Genomic DNA, 19,913 nt, shown 5'->3' on the forward strand with positions numbered 1-19,913 from the left:
ACCCGTGCCACCCCGATCCGTCCGACGAAGGGAACGCCCCGTGCCGCCCACCGGCGAGATAGACCTCCTTGAGGACACCTGGGCCCGTGAGGTCCCGCACGCCCAGTTCACCCGGCTGCGCCGGGAGGACCCGGTCCACTGGCACGAGGTGCCGGGCCCGCACGCCGGCTTCTACGCCGTCACCCGCCACGCCGACGTCAAGGCCGTCAGCCGCGACCCCGAGCTGTGGTCCACCGAACTCGGCTCGTTCATGATCCGCGACCAGAACCCGGAGTCCCTGGAGACCCTGCGCCTGGTCCTGCTGGGCATGGACGCCCCGCGCCACTCCCGGTACCGCTCGCTGGTCAGCACGGGTTTCACGCCCCGGGTCGTACGGAGGCTCGCGGCCCGGATCCAGGAGCGGGCGGTCACCCTGGTGGAGCGCGCGGTCACCCCGGGCCGGGACATGGACTTCGTCGCGGAGGTCGCGGCCTGGCTGCCGATCCAGACGATCTGCGAGATGGTCGGCGTACCCGAGGGGGACGAACGGCTGATCTTCGAGTGGAGCAACCGGATGGCCGGCTCCCAGGACCCCGAGCTCTCGGCCGGCAAGCACGACAGCGACCTCGCGGCCGCCGAGATCTACGCCTACTGCGACGCGCTGGCCGAGGAGCGGCGGGCCCGCCCCCGGGAGGACATCCTCTCGACGCTGGTGCACGCCGAGGTCGACGGGGACCGGCTGTCGCCGGACGAGATCAACATGTTCTTCGTCCTGCTCTGCGTCGCCGGGAACGAGACCACCCGCAATCTCCTCTCCGGCGCCCTGATCGCCCTGATCGACCACCCCGCGGCGCGCGCGGAACTGGCCGCGGCCCCCGGGGACGAAGCCCTGTGGACCACCGCGACGGAGGAGTTCCTGCGCTGGGGCGGCTCGATCCACAACTTCCGGCGCACCGCCACCCGCGACACCGTGCTGCACGGGCGGCCCGTGGCCGAGGGACAGAAGGTGGTCACCTACTACACCTCCGCCAACCGCGACGAGGAGGTCTTCGCCGACCCCTTCGCCTTCGACATCCGCCGCGCCCCGAACGAGCACCTCACCTTCGGGGGCGGCGGCCCCCACTTCTGCCTGGGGGCCGGGCTCGCCCGCACCCAGATCAAGGCCCTGGTCCGGGAGCTCCTGCGCCACCATCCGGAGGTCTCCCTCGCGGGGGAGGTCCGCCGCCTGCGCTCGGACTTCATCAACGGGATCAAGTACCTCCCGGTGCGGTTCGGGTAGCCACCGGCCGACAGCCCCCGGCGCCCCCGGGACCTTCGCCCCCTGCAGGAGCACCCGCCGCCGCTGTTACAGTTGTCTGCAGCGAAGGGGAGTAGTCCCGAAAACCGCTGGTCGACATACTGGACGCCCCCACGGGTCCCGGCCACCGGGCCAGCGCGCTTCAGGCGCGGGGCGGACGAGACCTTCGGCCAAGGCATGACCCGTCCCACATCACCGTGTGGGCCGCTTCGTCGTGCCGGGCCGAGTGGTTCTTCCCGTCGCCTCCCGCTGGGTGCCGATCCGAGCCATCAGAGCCCGGCTCCAGCAGAAAGCAGCACCCGGAATGGCTCTCGACCCCGTGGCGATCTTCACCGCCTTCGGTCTGATCTTCCTTGCCGAGCTCCCCGACAAGACCATGTTCGCCTCACTGGCCATGGGCACCCGGATGCGTCCGCTGTACGTGTGGTTCGGCACCTCCACCGCGTTCATCGTGCACGTGGCCATCGCGGTCGGCGCCGGAAGTCTGCTGAGCATGCTGCCGAACATGGCCGTCAAGCTCACCTCCGCCGCCCTGTTCGCCTTCGGCGCCGTCGTCATGATGCGCTCCGGCGCCGACGACGACGAGGCGGACTCGGCGGCCAAGGCCGTCACCGGCTTCTGGCCCGTCTTCACCACCGCGTTCATGGCCGTCTTCATCGGCGAATGGGGCGACCTGACGCAGATCACCACCGCCAACCTCGCCGCCACCAACGGCTGGCTGCCCACCGCCATCGGCTCCGCGGCAGCCCTGATGTCGGTGTCCGCCCTCGCCCTGATCGTGGGCCGGTTCATCGCCAAGCGGGTCCCCCTCAAGACCGTTCAGCGCTTCGGCGCCCTGTGCATGGCCGCACTGGCCGTCTGGACGCTCGTCGAAGCCTTCACCGGCTGACCCCGACCGTCCGGGTCGGGGTCACTCCGCCCGCGGCGCGGCCGCGAGCAGGGCGAACACCGCCCCGCTCGGGTCCGCCAGCCAGGCAATCCGGCCGACGTCGGGCACGTCCGCGCCCGGCAGGAGCACCGCGGCGCCGCTGGTGCGCGCGGTGCTCACCACGGCGTCCACGTCCGCGACCGCGAAGTACGGCACCCAGCGCGCGTCGCTCTCGCCCTCCGTCAGGGGCGCCACCCCTCCGAAGGCGGCGTCCTCCTGGTCCCCGTCGGCGGTGCTGAGCACCTGGTAGGTCATGCCGGGCGCGTCCATCTCCCGTGAGCGCGTCCCGAAGAGGGTTCCGTAGAAGGCCAGCGCCGCCATCGGGTCCGGCACGTGCAATTCGACCCAGCACAGCGCGTTGTCGGCGGAGGTCAGCTCCAGTCCCGGTGTCCGGCCCGGCTTCCAGATGGCGAAGTCGGCGCCCTGCTGGTCGGTGCACTGCGCGAGCCATCCCTCCCCCATGACGTCCATCGGCTCGACGCGGACGGCGCCCCCGCCGTCGCGGACGCCGCGGGTGGTGGCCTCCGCGTCGTCGGTCCGGAAGTACACGGTCCACGCCGAGGAGGCCCCGGGGTCCAACTGCCCCACGGCGGCGACGGTCTTCCCGTCCGCCTGGAAGAACCCGTACCCGCCGGTCTCGGGTCCGAGCAGGTGGAACTCCCAGCCGAAGACGGCCCGGTAGAAGGCCGCGGCCCGGGGGATGTCGGGGCTCCCGAGGTCGATCCAGTTGGGCGAGCCGGGGCGGTAGTCGGTACCGAGCACGGGTTCCTCCTGCGTTGGGGTTTCGCATGCGAGGTACCCGCGTAGCGGCCCGGCACCCCGGTTTCCCCTCCCACCGCCACACGTACGGTCCCCCGGCACACCGCATTCGGCCGGTGCGCGCACCCGACCGCCGGGCCGCCGCCCCCGCCCCGCCGGCCGTGCGGTCCTAGTAGGGACCCCCGCGGAACAGCACGCTGCCCTGGTGGCGCGGGCGGTCGCCCCGTTCGTGGGCCGCGTCGGAGCGGTCGGCGGGGGCCGAGAGCCGGGCGAGGCTCCGCAGGTTCTCCAGGCCGGCCAAGACCTCGTCACGGCGTGCCGCGGACTTCATCCAGGCAGGCAGCCGGGCGAACATCGACAGCGTCGGGGAGGCGTGCCGCTCGCGCAGCCGGGCGCCCACGTAGGCGGCGAGGGCTTCGACGTGCTCCTCGTCGTAGGCCCACAGGATCCGTCCCGCACATCGGGTCTGCAGCCACAGCGGGCGCCGGAAGAACGGGTCCTCGGTGCCGCCGACCGAGACCCCCACGAGGGCGCCGTCCCGCTCCTGCGCCGACCAGTCGACCACCGCCCCGCAGCTCCCGCAGGTGAGACGGCGGGGCTGGAAGAGCAGAAAGCTGGAGGGCTCCGACTCCGCGAGGCCGGGCCGCGGCACCACCAGCGCGCGGCCGCCGCACCGCGAGCAGACCACGAGCACCCGGCCGGTGAACCGGGCCAGCCACATGCCGTGGTCCCGGTGCCGGACGGGTTCGGCGGGTGCGGGCCGGGCGGGCTCGGCGGGCCCGGAACTCATGGAGGGGAGGGACGACATGGACGCCATGCTGCCAGCCCCTCCCCCGCCCGGCACGTGCCACCCGGGACTCACCTCAGGGTGGGCGTGGTCTCCGTGTCGACGTGGGACAGTTTCTCCGGGTTGCGGACGAAGTAGAGGCCCGTGATCCGGGTGTCCTCGACGCGGACGGCGATGACTCCGTCGAACTCCCCGTCCACGTGGACGGCCAGGGCCGGGGTGCCGTTGACCATGGTGGCACCGAAGGAGAGCGCGTTGCCGGCCTTGCCCGCCTTCTCCGTCATGCCGGCGAAGAGGCGGGCCACGTGGAGGGCGCCCACGATCGGCCGCAGTGCGGCGTGCTTGATGCCGCCGCCGTCGCCCATGTACACGACCTCGGGGGCGAGCACGTCGAGGAGGCCCTGCAGGTCCCCGGTCTCGAACGCCCGCTGGAACAGCTCCACGGCCACCCGCGCCTCGCTCGCGGAGACCGCCTGACGGGGGCGGCGGGCGTCGACGTGCTTGCGGGACCGGTGCGCGATCTGCCGGACGGCCGCCGGCGTCTTGTCGACGGCGGAAGCGATCTCCTCGTAGTCGAGGCCGAACACCTCACGGAGCACGAAGACCGCCCGCTCGGTCGGCCCGAGCGTCTCCAGGACCAGCATCATCGCCATCGACATGCTCTCGGCCAGTTCCACGTCCTCGGCCACGTCCGGGGTGGTGAGCAGCGGTTCCGGCAGCCACTGGCCGACGTAGGACTCCTTGCGGCGGCTCATGGTGCGCAGCCGGTTCAGCGCCTGGCGGGTGGTGATCCGTACCAGGTAGGCGCGCCGGTCGCTGACCGTGTCGAGGTCGACGCCCGCCCAGCGCAGCCAGGTCTCCTGCAGCACGTCCTCGGCGTCGGCCGCCGAGCCGAGCATCTCGTAGGCGACGGTGAAGAGCAGGTTGCGGTGGGCGACGAAGGTCTCGGTCGCCGCGTCGGGGCCCTGCGGGGGTGTGTCCACAGCTGGTTCTCTTCCGTCGGGTTCTGTAGGTCGTCTCAGACACAAGACACCCGACGGCTATGAGGGGTTGTACCGGGAACTGCCTTCCGCTGCCGCGGCGGCCTGGACCCTCGGCGGGTCAGCCGGCCTTCCCGGGAGCGGCGGCCGTGGCCCGCAGCAGGTCCTTCAGGAGTACGAAGTCGATCTTCTCCGGTGTGCGGAAGCGAAGGCAGACCTTGCCCATGTCGTGGTCCGCGAGCCGTTCCTCGAAGGCCTCGCGGACCTCCTCGCGCATCAGGTAGAAGGAGACGTACTGCTTCTGGCTCGCGAAGGCGATCTCCCCGACGCCGTCCCGTTCGAACACGGGCATCCCGTACGCCATCGCTTCGGTGAATCCGGGCAGCTCGCTACGGCACAGCTCACGCAGTCGGGCCAGTGCCTCCCTGCGCCCCTCGGGCACCTCCGCGAGGTACGCGTCCACGTCTTCCGCCCGGCTCTGCACCATGGGTCCGAGCCTAGGCGAACCCGCGCGACCCGTCCTCGCGCAACCTCACGGTTGCGGGATGGAGACGCACGTGCAACTCTGGAGTTGCACCGAATCGCTCAATGGCTTGCGACGAAGGAGTCCCTGATGAACGCGGACCGGATCGAACGCGACACCTTGATCGAAGCTTCCCTGGAGCGGGTCTGGTCCCTGGTGGCCGAGCCGGGCTTCTGGGTGGCCGACGAGGGGAGCCTGGCCGGCACGGTGGCCCGGGAGGGCGAGTCGGTCGTGGCGAGGAACAGCGAGTACGGCGAGTTCCCGGTACGGGTGGAGAAGGTGGACCCCCCGACCTATCTCGCGTACCGGTGGGCCAGCGCCTTCCCCGGGCAGGAGCTGCGTGCGGACAACAGCACCCTGGTGGAGTTCACGCTGAGCCGCGAGGGCGACAAGACGCGGCTGCGCGTCGTGGAGAGCGGGTTCGCGGCCCTGGCCGGTTCCGAGGAGCTGCGCGACAAGGCGCTGAAGGACAACACCGGCGGCTGGCCGCAGGTGCTCGACGCCTTCAAGAAGCGCGTCGAACAACCGGCCGCGTGAGCGAGGAACACCCCGGCGCCGACGCGGCGGTCGATCAGGTCCTCGTCGCACTGGCCGACCCGACCCGCCGCAGACTGCTCGGCCTGCTCGCCGCACACGGCGAGGTCACCGCGACCACGCTCGCCGAGGGACTGCCCGTCTCCCGGCAGGCGGTGGTCAAGCACCTCGCCGTCCTGGACGCGGCCGGGCTGGTGTCCGGCAGCCGGGTCGGACGCGAGGTCCGCTACACCGTGCGGCCCGCGGCCCTCGACGCCACGGCCCGGTGGATGGCCACCCTCGCCGCCGACTGGGACCGGCGGCTGGCAGCCGTCAAACGGATCGCCGAGGCGGCGGAACGGGATGCGCCCTAGGCCCGATAGTGGAACTGTGAGCGACTGGCCAGAGGGAACCGGGCGGGCAGGACGGAACGAGCCGACCGGAACGGGCGGCGCGGACCACGGCGACGGGCAGGAGTCCGTCGCCTGGTCCGGTCCGGAGGGCGCGCGGGCCTTCGCCTCGGTGGAGGCGGCCACGGACTGGCTGCTCGGGTACCCGTTCGTCTTCCGGGCCCTGGGCCGCTGGGTCGGCAGCGGATCCGTCCTGGTGGACTACGGATGCGGGCCCGGCAAGGTCGCCGACCACGGGGCCCGGCTCCTCGGAGCGAAGGTGCTGGGCGTGGACACCTCCCCCGAGATGCTGGCGCTGGCCCGCGGCACGGGGACGGCCGTCGCCGAGTTCCACCTGGTCACGGACGGGCGTACGGCCTGCCTTGCGGACGGCAGCGCCGACGCCGTGATGTGCAACCACGTCCTGGCGTCGCTGCCCACCGGGGAAGCGGTGCTCGCGGTGTTCCGGGAGATCCGACGGATGCTGCGCCCCGGCGGCCCGTTCGTGCTGCTGGCCACCGATCCCGCGTGCAGCGGGACGGAGTACGCCTCGCTGCGCATCGGCGAGGCGGGTGCCGCGTACGGCCCGGGCGACGAGTTGCCCGTACGGCTCCGGCGTACCGACGGCACCTGGCAGGTGATGCCCAACCGCGCCTGGCCCGTGGACTTCTACCCGGCCCTGCTGGAGCGGGCCGGATTCACCCTCATCGTCCAGCACCGCCCGACGGTGGAGGAGGCCCTCGGCCTCCCCGGCCTCGTCGACCCGGACCTCGCCGCCGGCCGCGGCTGGGCGGCGGAGCGGGCCGCGCCCCCGTTGGTGATCACCACGGCGCTGGCGGTCTGAGGACGCGGGCCCTCTCCCTCGCGAGAACGCTGGACCGCTCGGCACTCAGCAGGCGCAGGAGATGCCCGAGCGCGGAGCGGTCAGATCGTCGATCGCGCGCTGGTCGGTGCCCTGGGCGGTCTCGAAGGCGAAGCCCTCGCGGACCCAGTACTCGAACCCGCCGAGCATCTCCTTCACCTGGTAGCCCAGGCGGGCGAAGGCCAGCGCCGCCCGCGTGGCGCCGTTGCAGCCGGGGCCCCAGCAGTACGTGACCACCGTCAGCGCCGGGTCGATCAGCGAAGGCGCCAGCTCCGCGATCCGCGCCGTCGGAAGGTGCAGCGCCCCCGGGATGTGCCCCTGGTCCCAGGCCGCCTCACTGCGGGAGTCGACCACCACCAGGCCGGGGACACCGGCGAGCAGGTCGGCCCGTACGTCCGAGACGTCCGCCTCGAAGGCGAGCCGGGCGGCGTAGTGGGCGGCCGCCACAGCCGGAGCGGCGGCCGGGACGGAGAGGACGGCACTGGCGGTCTCCGCGCCTGTGATCTCGGTGGAGACGGTGGACGGGACGGTGGACGGGACGGTCACGGACATCGGGGAACTCCTCGTGCGGGGCGAAGGGCGGGACTCGCCGGCCGGGTGGACTCCCTTGCGGCGATGACCCCATCCTCTGTTCCCGTCACCCCCGCGACGAGTGGCGTATACGCCTCCACTCGTCAAGATCCCGCCAGGGGTGCGGTGACCCTGACGAACGCCTTCCGGTAGGCCGTCGGCGTCGTCCGCATCTGGCGGGTGAAGTGGTGGCGGTACGTCGCGGTGGAATCGAAGCCCACCGCCGCGGCCACCTCGTCCACCGTCCCCTCGCCCGACTCCAGCAGCGGCAGGCTCGCCGAGATCCGCTGGGAGACCACCCAGCGGATCGGGCTCACCCCGTTGCGACGGGTGAAGTGGCGCAGGAAGGATCGCTCGGACATGTTCGCCGCGCGGGCCAGGGCCGGGACGGAGAGCGGGCCGTACAGCCGCTGGAGGGCCCAGGCCATGCTCCGGGAGATCCCGTCGTCGGCGCCGTCGGGGCCCAACTCGCCGACCGCCGCCTCGATGAACTGGGCCTGCCCGCCCTCGCGATGGGGCGGGACGACGAAGCGGCGGGCCACGGTGTTGGCGACGGCCGCCCCATGGTCGGCGCGGACCAGGTAGAGGCAGAGGTCGATGCCGGCGGCGCTGCCCGCGCTGGTCAGTACGTCGCCGTTGTCGACGTAGAGGACGTCCGCGTCGACCTCGATCGCGGGATGCTGCTCGGCGAGGGTGCGGGCGTAGCGCCAGTGGGTGGTGGCCCGGCGGCCGTCGAGGAGGCCGGTCGCGGCGAGTGCGAAGGCGCCCGAGCAGATGGAGACCAGCCGCGCACCCCGGGCATGGGCCGCGAGCAGGGCCTCGACGAGCGCGGGCGCGATGGCGCCGCCCGCCGGGGAGACCCCGGGGATGATCACGGTGTCCGCGGTGGAGAGGGCGTCGAGCCCGTCTTCGGTGCGGAGCGTGAACCCGCCCACCACGCGCAGGTCCCGGCCGGGTTCCGCCGAACAGACCCGCAGTTCGTACCAGGGCAGGTCCCCCAGCTCGGGCCGGGCGAGGCCGAACACCTCGACCACCACGCCCAGTTCGAAGGGAGCCATGCCGTCGAAGGCGAGTACGGCCACCACATGGGACGGCGCCGGCTTCGAGAGGTGAAGGGATATGGCCTCGGACGTCATGACCGTACTGTAGCCAGCCGACCCGCAGGGCCTGATCGTGGCGGGCTCCGATCGCGCCTCGGCAAGCCGCTGGAGAAGGGGCCGGGAGCGAGGGGAGGGAGGCGCGGAGGAATACGCACTCCTTGCCACTTACAAGATATAGCGCACTGGGGGGCTTGCGGCAAGTCCCCCTGCCTGGGGCAAAATCGCGGCTCGAGGCCAGAACTTGCCGTAAAATGGGAGATTCACTCAGTGCGTTCCGATATGTCAGCTCTTGGATCACATGGTTCCGTCGAGGCGGTGGCGACCGCCACCAGCGCGTTCGAGCTTCCCGACCACCTCTCCCCCAAGGCCGACCCGGCTCTCATCGAGGGCGACGAACGGCATTTCGCAGCCATCTCGCACTGCCTGGAGCAGACGATCGCCGAACTGTCCGACCGCCTGGAGGCCACGCGCAGGGCGCCCGGCGGCGTCGGCCGGGAGGCGATGGACCGCGACACGGAGATCCACCGGCTGACCAGCCGGCTGCGCACCCTGCGCCGCTTCGGGCTGGACCTGTGCCTGGGGCACATCGTCCCCGCCGACGGCTCCGAGCCCGTGTACATCGGGCGCCTCGGTCTCACCGACAGCGAGGGCAACCGGCTGCTGCTCGACTGGCGCTCCCCCGCCGCCGAACCCTTCTTCGCGGCGACCCACGCCGTCCCGATGGGGCTGGCGAGCCGCCGTAGGTACCGCTGGACCCGCGGGCGGATCAGCGACTACTGGGACGAGGTCTTCTCCGCGGAGGGACGGGAGGGGCGCGCCGCGCTCGACGACCAGTCCGCGTTCATCGCCAGCCTGGGCGGCAACCGGTCCGACCGGATGCGCGACGTGCTCGCCACCATCCAGACCGACCAGGACGCGATCATCCGGGCCGGATCCCGGGGCGCCCTCGTCGTCGACGGCGGTCCCGGCACGGGCAAGACCGTCGTCGCCCTGCACCGCACCGCCCACCTGCTCTACTCCGACCCCCGGCTGGGGCACCGTCGCGGCGGCGTGCTGTTCGTCGGCCCGAGCCGCCCCTACCTGGCCTACGTCTCGGACGTGCTGCCGAGCCTCGGCGAGGAGGGCGTACAGACCTGCGTCCTGCGCGACCTCGTCACCGAGGGAGCCGCCGCGACGGTCGAGGCCGACCCGCGCGTCGCCCCACTCAAGTCGTCCGCCGGCCTGGTGGGGGCGATCGAGGCGGCGGTGCGCATCTACGAGGAGCCCCCCACCCAGGGGATCACCGTCTCCAGCCACTGGTCCGACCTCTGGCTGAGCCCCGACGACTGGGCGGCCGCGTTCGCGGCGGTGGAACCGGGCACCCCGCACAACGAGGCGCGCGACCAGATCCTGGAGGAGCTGCTGACGATCCTGATGGACCAGGACGACAGCGACGTCTCGCCCCAGCTGCTGCGCCGTTCGCTGCTCCAGGACCGGGACCTGATCACCACCCTCAACCGTGCGTGGCCGATGCTCGACGCGGGCGAGCTCGTCGGAGACCTCTGGTCGGTGCCCGCCTACCTGCGCAAGTGCGCTCCGTGGCTCGGGCCCGATGACGTCTCCCTCCTCCAGCGCGCCGAAGCCCAGGCCTGGACCGTGTCCGACCTGCCCCTGCTGGACGCGGCCCGGCAGCGGCTCGGCGACGCCGAGGCCTCCGTGCGCAAGCGCCGGCACGAGGCCGCCGTCGCCGCCGAGCGTGCGCGCCGGTCCGACGTCATCGACCGGCTGCTCCAGGACACCGAGATCGACGAGAGCCAGGGCGCGGTGGGGATGCTGCGGGGACGGGACCTGCAGGACGCCCTGATCGACGGGGACGCGCTGCCCGGCGCCGAACCCGACCTGCTGGCGGGCCCGTTCGCGCACATCGTCGTGGACGAGGCGCAGGAACTGACCGACGCCGAATGGCAGATGCTGCTGAGCCGCTGCCCGTCGCGGAGCTTCACGATCGTCGGCGACCGCGCGCAGGCCCGGCACGGGTTCACCGAGTCCTGGCGCGAGCGGCTCGAACGGGCCGGGCTCGACCGGATCACCATGGCCTCGCTCAGCGTCAACTACCGCACCCCGGAAGAGGTCATGGCCGAGGCCGAGCCGGCCATCCGCGCCGCGCTGCCCGACGCGAACGTGCCCACCTCCGTCCGCAGCAGCGGCATCCCCGTCACGCACGGCAGCGTCGCGGACCTGTCCGCGGTCCTCGACGACTGGCTCGGCGCGCAGTCCGACGGCGTCGCCTGCGTCATCGCCGCCGATGGCGTCGACGCCGGCACGTACGCGGAGGCGTCCCGGGTCCGCGTGCTGACGCCCACCCTGTCGAAGGGCCTCGAATTCGACCTGGTCGTCCTCCTCGACCCGGACACCTTCGGCGAGGGCATCGAGGGCGCCGTCGACCGCTACGTCGCGATGACCCGGGCGACCCAGCGCCTCGTCATCCTCACGAGCTCCTGAACCGGCGCCGGCCGTGGGGGGCCACCCGCCGTTCTAGCGCAGGGCCCCGAAGGCCCTGGTGAAGGCCAGCGGCTGCTGGAGGATCGAACTGCACGTCGCGTCAGCGTAGTTCACGACCCCGGCCAGGCACTGCTGGTCGCGGGTCGCGGACCACATCGCGAGCCTGCCGATTCCGCGAGGGTGGGGGCGCCCGTGGGGGCGGTGGTGGGGCGGCCGCCCGGCGGGGGTGTGGGGCCCGGGTCCGCCGAGCACTTCGCTCCGTTGATCCGGCAGGCCGTCGGGTTGCCCGGGGTGCCGCTCGCGCTCGTGACGAAGCCGATCGTGACGGAGGCTCCCGCGGCCAGTTCCTTGTTCCATGCGGCCGGCTTCACGGTGACGTGGCGGCCGCTGACCGTGTGGGAGCCGTTCCACAGGGAGGCGATCGTCGTGCCCGCGGGCAGGTCGAACTCCAGGGTCCAACCGGTCTGCGCCCGGCTCTTGTTGTTGGTGATCACGTACGTTCCGGTGTAACCGCCGCTCCAGGAGCTCGACTTCGTGTACACCGCGCCGACCGAGGAGGCCTGGGCCGTTCCCGTGAAGGAGAAGGCGGCGGCCGCGATCAGTACGGCCACCGCCGTCCCGCCCGCGGCCTTCGCCTTCTTGCTCGTCCTGCGCCGGTGACCGGTCGTGCTGCCCATGGCGTGCCTGCCTCTGAATTGCTGGGGAGTTCGGGGTGCGGCAGCACGCCAGCCGTCCGGAAACGGACATTTGATCGATTCTGGGTGGTGGCGGCGAACCTTAGGTTCCACTTAAGGAAGCGATCGGGCGACCTTAAGACAGCGGGCTCCGCTCCGCCCGAGGCCGCCTCAAGTCCACTTCGTGAACAGTCGATTGATCTTCGGGGCACGCACGGCCGATGCCGCATATGCTCCCCCGGTACCTCAATGCGACAAACATCCGCACGCCTCGCGAGCCGTAAGGGGACCGCCCCGTGAGTGTCCGAATTCAACCCTCCTCCCAGGTCGACGAGACGGCCGAACTCGGCGAGGGGACCACGATCTGGGATCTGGCGCAGGTGCGGGAGGACGCGACGCTCGGCCGCGACTGCATCGTGGGTCGTGGGGCGTACGTCGGTCCCGGCGTGCGGATCGGGGACAACGTCAAACTGCAGAACTACGCGCTGGTGTACGAGCCCGCCGTACTCGGCGACGGGGTGTTCATCGGCCCGGCCGTGGTGCTCACCAACGACTTCTACCCGCGGGCCGTCGATCCCGACGGCCGCCAGAAGCGCGGCGGCGACTGGGAGGCGGCCGGGGTCGTCGTGGCCGAGGGGGCCTCCCTGGGCGCCCGGTCGGTGTGCGTCGCGGGGGTCCGGATCGGGCGGTGGGCCCTGGTCGCGGCCGGCGCGGTCGTGTCCCGGGACGTACCGGATTTCGCGCTCGTGGCCGGGGTGCCGGCCCGGCGCATCGGCTGGGTGGGCCGGGCGGGGGTGCGCCTTGTGGAACGTGACGGCGAGCCGGGCATCTGGGAGTGCCCGCGCACCGGCGCTCTGCACGACGAGACCGACGGAACCCTGGCCGAGCGCATCTGACGCAACGTCGGCAATTTGGGTCAATGGCATTTCCTCAAAACCACAATCAACGAACATCCTTGGGCATACCTTGTCCCTGTACACGGGATCTGAGCAGGCAACAGGCTGTGTTCAGTGGGGGGTTGTACACGACGAGGGCAACCACGGACCAGGTGACGGAACGGCGCAGGACCATGCGCCCGTCCGCCGCCGCCGTCCGCGCGCGCCCCCATCCGGAATATCGCTGGAGGGGGATCCAGCGGTCCCGGACCGCTCGTGCCATCGGGGGGATCACACCGTAGGCACGCGCAGCGTCATGCGCAGTCCCCTCGCCGGACGACGACCGCCGGGTCTGTCCTAGGAGCGATTTTCAGAGGGGGTAGGTGTGTTGGAGCAGTACGGCTACAGCTCGGACATACAGGGCGAGCAGGGCATGCGGGAAACCGAGGTGGGGACCCGGTGACCGCCAGACGATTAGCAGCACTGGCCCAGGAAGACCCGTCGCTGCACGCCCTCGCCGAGCGGCTGCTCGCACTGGCCGAGGCGGGGCTGCCCGAGATGTACCTGCCGGGCGCGGAGACCTTCGTCTTCACCCGGGTGGGGACCGTCTCCCCCGAAGGCGCGAGGCGCGTGGAGCGGCGCGGGACCAGCACCCGGTACGCGGCCATCACCGCGCTGGGCGCACGGTTCCTCCCCGAGGAGCGGCAGCGCGCCCTCTTCGACGGCCGCACGGCCGGGGAGTTCACGGCGCTCCTGGTGGAGCGGCTGCCCGCGGTGACCAACCTCGGCGACGCCGCGCTCATCGCCTGGGCCGCGGCCGAGACCGGCCACCCCAAGCTCGCGGACGCCGTGGCCAGGGTGGCCGAACTGGACGTCCCCGGGCGTCCGCAGTACACGGTGGAGGCCGCCTGGGTGCTGTCCGCCCTCACCGCGGCCCGCGCCGCGGTGGACGTCGAGTACCGGCTCGTCGCCGCCCGCGACCGCCTGCTGGCGGCCAGGGTCGGGGACGGTCCGCTGTTCCCCCACGCCACCGGACCCGGGCTGGTCCCCGGGTACCGCTCCCACGTGGCCTGCTTCGCCGACCAGACCTATCCGCTCCAGGCACTGGCCCGGCTGCACGCCAGTGCCCCGGATCCCCGCGCCCTCGCGGCCGCCGACGCCTGCGCCGCCCGGATCTGCGCCCTGCAGGGGGACGGCGGACAGTGGTGGTGGCACTACGACGCCCGCACGGGCGGCGTGGTGGAGGGCTACCCCGTCTACAGCGTGCACCAGCACGCCATGGCCCCCACCGCCCTCTTCGACCTGGCCGAAGCGGGCGGCACCGACTTCGGCGCGGAGATCCGCCGGGGTCTGCGCTGGATGACGGAGGTGCCCGAGATCAGCGGGCCCGACGGGACCCCGCGCGAGTCCATGATCCGCGAGGAGTTCGGGGTCACCTGGCGCAAGGTCTACCGCGGCGATCCCGCCAAGGCCGTGCGCGCCGCCCGCGGACTCACCACCCGGGTCGCACCGCGGGCCCGGCTGGCCCCGCTCGACCGGATCTTCCGCCCCCTGGCGGTGGACCGCGAGTGCAGGCCCTACGAGTTCGGCTGGCTGCTCCACGCCTGGCTCGGGGGGCTCGGAGGATGAAGCACAGACAGTCCCTCTTCGGGGTGTCGCTCGACCCCCTGACCATGGACGAGACGGTCCAGCGCTGCCTCGACGCCGTCCAGCGCGGCGAACAGATCGAGATCGGCATGGTCAACGCCGCCAAACTGGTCAACATGCGCCGCGACCCCCGCCTCGCCGCGGCGGTCGCCGGCTGCGACCTGGTCCTGGCCGACGGCCAGGCCGTGGTCTGGGCCGGCCGCGTCCTGGGGGTCCGCCTGCCCGAACGGGTCGCGGGAATCGACCTGTTCATGCGGCTGCTGGCCGCGGCGGAGACCGCCGGGATCCCCGTCTACCTGCTCGGCGCCCGGCAGGACGTACTGGACCTCATGCTCGGCCGGATCGCCGAGCGGTTCCCCGCGCTGCGCGTGGCGGGCAGCCGCAACGGCTACTTCGAGGACTCCGAACAGGGCGGGATCGCCGACGCGGTGGCCTCGAGCGGGGCCCGGATGCTGTTCCTCGGCATGACCTCGCCCAAGAAGGAGATCTTCACCGCCGGCTACGGCAAGCGCACCGGCTCCCACGTGGTGCACGGCGTCGGCGGCTCCTTCGACATCCTGGCCGGCATCACCAAGCGCGCCCCCCTGGTCTGGCAGCGGATGGGGCTCGAATGGTTCTACCGGACCCTCCAGGAACCGCGCCGCCTGGGCAAGCGCTACCTCACCACCAATGCTGCCTTCCTCCTCATGACGGTCCGGGAACTCATCCGCCGCACACCGTCCACACCTCCTTCCGGTTCCGCGAACAGGAGTCACTGATGCGCGTCGTCGTCGTGGGACAGGGATACGTCGGCCTTCCGCTGGCCATCAGGGCCGCCGAGGTCGGACACCAGGTGGTCGGCTACGACGTGGACGCCCGGCGGGTCAAGAGCCTCGCCGCCGGCGAGTCGTACGTGGAGGACGTCTCCTCCGCGCGGCTGGGCAAGGCGCTGGAACTGGGCACGTACCAGGCCAGTGACCAGGCCCGGGACTGCGGCGGCTTCGACGTCGCGGTCGTCACCGTCCCGACCCCCCTGCAGGACGGTGCCCCCGACCTGCGCTACATCGAGGAGTCCGCGCACACGCTGGCCCGGTTCCTGCGGCCGGGAGCCACCGTCGTCCTGGAGTCGACCACCTACCCCGGTACCACCGAGGAGCTGTTCGGCCCGATCCTGGAGGACGGCTCGGGCCTCACGGCCGGCGTGGACTTCCACCTCGGCTACAGCCCCGAACGCATCGACCCCGGCAACAAGGTGTGGGGCTTCCAGCAGACGCCGAAGGTGGTCTCCGGCGTCAACGCCCTCTCGCTCAAGGCCGTGGAGACCTTCTACGCGGGCCTCGTCGACACCACGGTGCCGGTGCGCTCCCCCAAGGAGGCCGAGCTGGCGAAGCTGCTGGAGAACACCTTCCGGCACGTGAACATCGCCCTGGTCAACGAGATAGCGATGTTCGCCCGGCACCTCGACATAGACGTGTGGCAGACCATCGAGGCCGCCTCCAGCAAGCCGTTCGGCTTCATGAAGTTCACCCCGGGCCCCGGCGTCGGCGGGCACTGCCTGCCCATCGACCCCTCGTACCTGTCGTGGCGGGTGCAGCGCGAACTCGGCCAGAACTTCCGGTTCGTGGAACTGGCCAACGACATCAACAGCCACATGCCCGAGTACGTGGCGCGCCGCGTCATGGACGCGCTCAACGCCAAGCGCCGCTCGGTCAACGGCTCCCGGATCCTGCTGCTGGGGCTGGCGTACAAGAAGAACACCGGCGACGCCCGGGAGTCTCCTGCCGTACGCGTGTCCCAGCTGCTCCTGGACATGGGCGCCAAGGTGCGCGCGGCCGATCCCCACGTCGTGGAGAGCATCAAGGTCGACGCGCGCCTCTCGCGGGTGGAGCCGACCCGCAAGGAGCTGGCCGCCGCCGACGTGGTCGTCCTGCTCACGGACCACGACTCCTTCGACTACCCGATGATCACCGAGCACGCCTCGCTGATCCTCGACTGCCGCAACCGGCTGTCGGGACCCACCGTGGAGGTGCTCTGACTCCATGCCCAGAATCATCTGCGTGGCCGGAGCCCGGCCCAACTACATGAAGATCAAGCCGGTGATGGACGCGCTGGAGGCGCGCGGCGCGGAGGTCGTCCTCGTCCACACCGGCCAGCACTACGACGAGTCCATGAACGACGTCTTCTTCCGCGACCTCGGCATCCGCTCCCCCGACCGCCATCTGGGAGCCGGGTCCGGCAGCCACGCCGTCCAGACCGGCCGGGTGATGGAGGCCTTCGAACCGCTGCTCGAAGAGCTGGTCCCGGACGCGGTCGTGGTGGTCGGGGACATCAACTCCACCCTGGCCTGCGCCCTGGTCACCGCCAAGGCCGGTCCGCTGCTGGCCCATGTGGAGGCGGGTCTGCGCAGCCGGGACTGGAGCATGCCCGAGGAGGTCAACCGGGTCGCCACCGACCGGATCAGCGACTACCTGCTGGCCCCCTCCCCCGACGCCGCCGCGAACCTGCGGTCGGAGGGGTACCGGGAGGACCAGATCCACGTCGTCGGCAACGTCATGATCGACACCCTGTTCGCCAACCTGGACCGGGCCCGGCGCTCCGACGTCCTCGACCGCTACGGGCTCACCCGCGGCGGGTACGGCCTGGTCACCCTGCACCGGCCGGCCAACGTGGACGACCCGGACGCCCTGCGCGGCCTGCTGAAGGCACTGGGCGAGATCGCGGGCCGCTGCCCGCTGCTGCTGCCGGTGCACCCCCGCGCGGCCGAACGGCTGTCCGAGATCGGCGTCCCCGGCGGCATCCGGCTGGTGCCGGCCGCCGGATACCTCGATTTCATCGCCCTGCAGGACTCCGCCCGCGTGGTGCTCACCGACTCCGGGGGCATCCAGGAGGAGACCACCGCGCTCGGCGTGCCCTGCGTGACCCTCCGGGAGAACACCGAGCGCCCGATCACCGTCGAGCAGGGCACCAACGTCCTGGCGGGCACCGACCCGGACCGCATCACGGCCACGGTGCACCGGGTGCTCGACGATCCGCCCGCGCCCCGCTGCCCCGAGCTGTGGGACGGCCGCGCGAGCGAGCGCATCGCGCAGGTGCTCCTCGAGGGCGGGAGCGCGGCGACCCGGCCGCGGCCCACCGACCTCGTCGCGGGCACCGTGCCCGTCGTCTGACGCTGTGGCCGAAGGGGTGCGCCGGAGTACGGCGGCCCTTCCGGCCACAGCACCGTTTCCACCCCCGTTCCACCTGGATCGAAAGAAGGCTGATGGACCTCGCGGAGATCTGGCGGGTCATGCGCAGGCGCTGGTACGTGCTGCTGCCCGGGCTGCTGCTCACGGCCGCGCTCATCACCGGCGTGTACCTGCTGGTCCCGGTGGAGTACCGGTCGCAGAGCACCGTGTCGCTCCTGAACTCGAAGAAGGCCACGGTCGCCTTCGACGGCAACCCCTTCCTGAGCACGCAGGCCTCGCTCACCGGCATGGCCGACGGGCTGGCCCGCAACCTGAACTCCGATGATTCCAAGGCCGACCTCAAGGCCCAGGGAGTCACCGGCGTGTACGAGGCGAAGATCGCCGACAACGCCCAGGGACCCTTCATGTGGCTGAGCGTCACCGGCACCGACCCGGCCTCCGTCCTGGAGTCCTGCAAGGTCTTCACCGCGTACACCGAGAAGCGGCTGCGGGAGTTCCAGGCCCAGCAGTCGGTGACTCCCGACGCGATGATCCGCATGACGACGCTCGTACCGCCGCAGAAGCCCGAGCCGCAGACGAAGACCCGGCTCCAGTACCTGGTGATGGCGGCGGCGCTGGGCTTCGTCCTCAGCATGGTGGCCACCTTCTTCGTCGAGGCCCGGCGCCGCAAGGCCGACAAGCCCGGGCGGCGCAAGCCCGTGGAAGGCGATCAGGGTCCGCCCGAGGACCCCGACTCCGCCGACGTCAACATCGGCGCCGCCGACCCGACGGCGACCATGGCGCTCAAGGTCCTGCCCTCGTCGGCCTTCCCCTCCAAGGCGCCCCGGTGACCGCGCCCACCACCGACGCGGGCCCCCAGGAGCCGTCCGACGGCCCGTCCGAGGTCGAGCCCGGGGCGCCGTCCCTGGGGCGCAAGGTGGGATCCGCCGCCCGGTGGAGCCTGGTCAACACCATGGTGATGCGGCTGGGCAACTTCGTCACCGGCATCATCCTCGCCCGCTTCTTCCTCGGCCCCGAGGCCTGGGGCGTCTACGGGATCGCCCAGACGGTCCTGCTGGTCCTGCTCTCCGCGAACGAGCTCGGGGTCTCCCTGGCCATCGTGCGCTGGGAGGGCGACCCCCGCCGCTTCGCCCCCACGGTCCTCACCCTGAGCGCCGCCTCCAGTCTGCTGCTGTACGCGGGCCTGTTCGCGGCGGCCCCCTTGGTGGCCCGGGTGCTCGGCTCCCCCGAGGCCTCCGGCGTGCTGCGCGTGATGTGCGTGTGCGTGGTGCTCGACGGGCTCTCGCAGGTGCCCGCCGGCTTCCTCACCCGGGAGTTCCAGCAGGGCCGGCGGATGGCCATCGACGCGGTCAACTTCGTCCTCAGCACCGCGGTGACCCTGCTCCTGGCCGTCCAGGGCTGGGGGGCGATGAGCTTCGCCTGGGGCTCCGTCGCGGGCAACGTGGCCGCGCTCATCGGCTGCTGCCTGGCCGCGCCCGGCACCCTGAAGTTCGGCTGGGACCGGGAGCAGGCCCGGGCCCTGCTCCGCTTCGGACTCCCCCTCGCCGGGGCCAGCATGCTGGCGCTCTGCGTCGTCAACGTGGACACCATGGTGGTGGGTTCCTCCCTCGACCAACTGGCCCTCGGCTTCTACGTGCTCGCCTTCAACATCTCCGGCTGGCCCGTACGGATCATCTCCGAGGCGGCCCGCCGGGTCTCCTTCGCCGGCTTCTCCCGGCTGGCGGACAGCGAGAGCGGAGGGGGGCCCGGAGCCCTGGCCGCCGGCTTCGGCCGCGCCCTCGGCGTGGTGATGACGGGCACGGTCCCGCTCTGCGTGCTGCTGGCCGCCCTCGCCGGGCCCATCGTGGAACTCGTCTACGGGGAGCGCTGGCTGCCCGCCGCCGCCGCCCTGCCTTGGCTGATGGGGCTCGGGCTGGTCCGCATCGGCTGCGAACTGGCCTACGACTGCCTGGTCGCCATCGGCCGCCGCCGCTCCCTCATCGGGGTCCAGGGGCTGTGGCTCGCCGTCCTGGTCCCGGTACTGGTGGTCGGCGCCGGAGCGGGCGGGATCGAGGGGGTGGCCCAGGGGCACGTCCTGGTCGCCGGGGGCGTCGTGGTGCCGGTGTTCCTCTTCGCCCTGCACCGGGGCGGCGTCGGGCTCGGTACCGTGGTGCGCGCCTGTGCCTGGCCCTTCCTCGGCGGGGCCGTGATGACGGGCGTGGTCCTCGGTCTGGAGCGGCTCCTCGGCGACGGCGTCCTCGCCCTCCTCGCGACCGGGGCCGCCGCCACCCTGGCCTACGCGGCCTGCGTCCTGCCGAGCTTCGGCTTCCTCCGCGGCACCGCACCGGCCGCCGCGGCCGCTCCGAAAACGACGATGAAGGACTGACACCCATGGCACGCCTTCGC

Annotated in this window: 20 protein-coding genes; 13 read left to right on the forward strand and 7 right to left on the reverse strand. The window is 72.1% G+C overall.

Features of this window, described 5'->3' with window-relative positions; genetic code table 11:
• Positions 1–40: 40 nt before the first annotated feature.
• Both OG435_RS35805 and OG435_RS35810 read left to right on the forward strand, forming a co-directional pair.
• A complete protein-coding gene (locus OG435_RS35805; protein WP_266883421.1) occupies positions 41–1,258 on the forward strand; it encodes a cytochrome P450 in 1,218 nt (405 codons plus the stop codon).
• A 322-nt stretch (positions 1,259–1,580) separates the two neighbouring features.
• A complete protein-coding gene (locus tag OG435_RS35810) occupies positions 1,581–2,165 on the forward strand; it encodes a TMEM165/GDT1 family protein (protein ID WP_266883423.1) in 585 nt (194 codons plus the stop codon).
• Between the two features lie 21 nt (positions 2,166–2,186).
• Here the strand turns inward: OG435_RS35810 and OG435_RS35815 are convergent, their stop codons facing one another.
• From OG435_RS35815 to OG435_RS35830, 4 genes are all read right to left on the reverse strand, one after another.
• Complete coding sequence (locus tag OG435_RS35815; protein WP_266883425.1) at positions 2,187–2,966, reverse strand: VOC family protein; 780 nt, start codon at positions 2,964–2,966, stop codon at positions 2,187–2,189.
• A 166-nt stretch (positions 2,967–3,132) separates the two neighbouring features.
• Positions 3,133–3,771: a hypothetical protein gene (locus OG435_RS35820; RefSeq protein ID WP_266883427.1), complete on the reverse strand. Its 639-nt coding sequence runs from the start codon at positions 3,769–3,771 to the stop codon at positions 3,133–3,135.
• A gap of 50 nt (positions 3,772–3,821) precedes the next feature.
• Complete coding sequence (locus OG435_RS35825; protein WP_266883429.1) at positions 3,822–4,733, reverse strand: RNA polymerase sigma-70 factor; 912 nt, start codon at positions 4,731–4,733, stop codon at positions 3,822–3,824.
• Positions 4,734–4,851: 118 nt separating this feature from the next.
• Positions 4,852–5,217 (reverse strand): iron chaperone, encoded by a 366-nt coding sequence (locus OG435_RS35830; protein ID WP_266883430.1) that lies wholly within the window; start codon positions 5,215–5,217, stop codon positions 4,852–4,854.
• Positions 5,218–5,343: 126 nt separating this feature from the next.
• Here OG435_RS35830 and OG435_RS35835 point away from each other — a divergent pair, with 126 nt between their 5' ends.
• Genes OG435_RS35835 through OG435_RS35845 form a run of 3 tightly spaced genes read left to right on the forward strand, consistent with a single transcriptional unit; the run spans position 5,344 to position 6,999 of the window.
• Positions 5,344–5,790 (forward strand): SRPBCC domain-containing protein, encoded by a 447-nt coding sequence (locus tag OG435_RS35835; RefSeq protein WP_266883432.1) that lies wholly within the window; start codon positions 5,344–5,346, stop codon positions 5,788–5,790.
• Positions 5,787–6,140 (forward strand): ArsR/SmtB family transcription factor, encoded by a 354-nt coding sequence (locus OG435_RS35840; RefSeq protein ID WP_266883434.1) that lies wholly within the window; start codon positions 5,787–5,789, stop codon positions 6,138–6,140. The genes OG435_RS35835 and OG435_RS35840 overlap by 4 nt, the downstream gene beginning before the upstream one ends.
• Before the next feature lie 16 nt (positions 6,141–6,156).
• Entirely contained in the window at positions 6,157–6,999 is an 843-nt protein-coding gene (locus tag OG435_RS35845) for a class I SAM-dependent methyltransferase (protein ID WP_266883436.1), read from the forward strand.
• Between the two features lie 45 nt (positions 7,000–7,044).
• Here the strand turns inward: OG435_RS35845 and OG435_RS35850 are convergent, their stop codons facing one another.
• Complete coding sequence (locus OG435_RS35850) at positions 7,045–7,569, reverse strand: rhodanese-like domain-containing protein (protein WP_266883438.1); 525 nt, start codon at positions 7,567–7,569, stop codon at positions 7,045–7,047.
• 122 nt (positions 7,570–7,691) lie between these two features.
• The gene (locus tag OG435_RS35855) at positions 7,692–8,723 is read right to left on the reverse strand and encodes a helix-turn-helix domain-containing protein (protein WP_266883440.1); all 1,032 of its coding nucleotides are present in this window, start codon (positions 8,721–8,723) and stop codon (positions 7,692–7,694) included.
• Positions 8,724–8,966: 243 nt separating this feature from the next.
• Between OG435_RS35855 and helR the strand changes: the two genes are divergently transcribed.
• Positions 8,967–11,168, forward strand: a complete 2,202-nt coding sequence (helR, locus tag OG435_RS35860) for an RNA polymerase recycling motor ATPase HelR (RefSeq protein WP_430625801.1) — start codon at positions 8,967–8,969, stop codon at positions 11,166–11,168.
• A 110-nt stretch (positions 11,169–11,278) separates the two neighbouring features.
• Here helR and OG435_RS35865 read toward each other — a convergent pair whose 3' ends face one another.
• Positions 11,279–11,845: a cellulose binding domain-containing protein gene (locus OG435_RS35865; protein WP_430625802.1), complete on the reverse strand. Its 567-nt coding sequence runs from the start codon at positions 11,843–11,845 to the stop codon at positions 11,279–11,281.
• Positions 11,846–12,138: 293 nt separating this feature from the next.
• Between OG435_RS35865 and OG435_RS35870 the strand changes: the two genes are divergently transcribed.
• The 7 genes from OG435_RS35870 (at position 12,139) to OG435_RS35900 (ending at position 19,893) form a co-directional block, all read left to right on the forward strand.
• Entirely contained in the window at positions 12,139–12,738 is a 600-nt protein-coding gene (locus OG435_RS35870; protein ID WP_266883444.1) for an acyltransferase, read from the forward strand.
• Positions 12,739–13,176: 438 nt separating this feature from the next.
• On the forward strand, positions 13,177–14,346 hold the full coding sequence (locus OG435_RS35875) for a hypothetical protein (protein ID WP_266883446.1): 1,170 nt from the start codon (positions 13,177–13,179) through the stop codon (positions 14,344–14,346).
• Complete coding sequence (locus OG435_RS35880; protein WP_266883448.1) at positions 14,343–15,122, forward strand: WecB/TagA/CpsF family glycosyltransferase; 780 nt, start codon at positions 14,343–14,345, stop codon at positions 15,120–15,122. Before OG435_RS35875 ends, OG435_RS35880 begins: the two co-directional genes overlap by 4 nt.
• Entirely contained in the window at positions 15,122–16,378 is a 1,257-nt protein-coding gene (locus tag OG435_RS35885; RefSeq protein WP_266883450.1) for a nucleotide sugar dehydrogenase, read from the forward strand. The genes OG435_RS35880 and OG435_RS35885 overlap by 1 nt, the downstream gene beginning before the upstream one ends.
• 4 nt (positions 16,379–16,382) lie before the next feature.
• Complete coding sequence (gene wecB / locus OG435_RS35890; RefSeq protein WP_266883452.1) at positions 16,383–17,510, forward strand: non-hydrolyzing UDP-N-acetylglucosamine 2-epimerase; 1,128 nt, start codon at positions 16,383–16,385, stop codon at positions 17,508–17,510.
• Between the two features lie 92 nt (positions 17,511–17,602).
• Complete coding sequence (locus tag OG435_RS35895; protein ID WP_266883454.1) at positions 17,603–18,358, forward strand: chain length determinant protein; 756 nt, start codon at positions 17,603–17,605, stop codon at positions 18,356–18,358.
• Entirely contained in the window at positions 18,355–19,893 is a 1,539-nt protein-coding gene (locus OG435_RS35900; protein ID WP_266883456.1) for an oligosaccharide flippase family protein, read from the forward strand. The genes OG435_RS35895 and OG435_RS35900 overlap by 4 nt, the downstream gene beginning before the upstream one ends.
• Positions 19,894–19,913 lie beyond the last annotated feature (20 nt).

Origin of the sequence: Streptomyces sp. NBC_01264 (assembly GCF_026340675.1) — a bacterium.
In the GTDB taxonomy this organism is placed as follows: domain Bacteria; phylum Actinomycetota; class Actinomycetes; order Streptomycetales; family Streptomycetaceae; genus Streptomyces.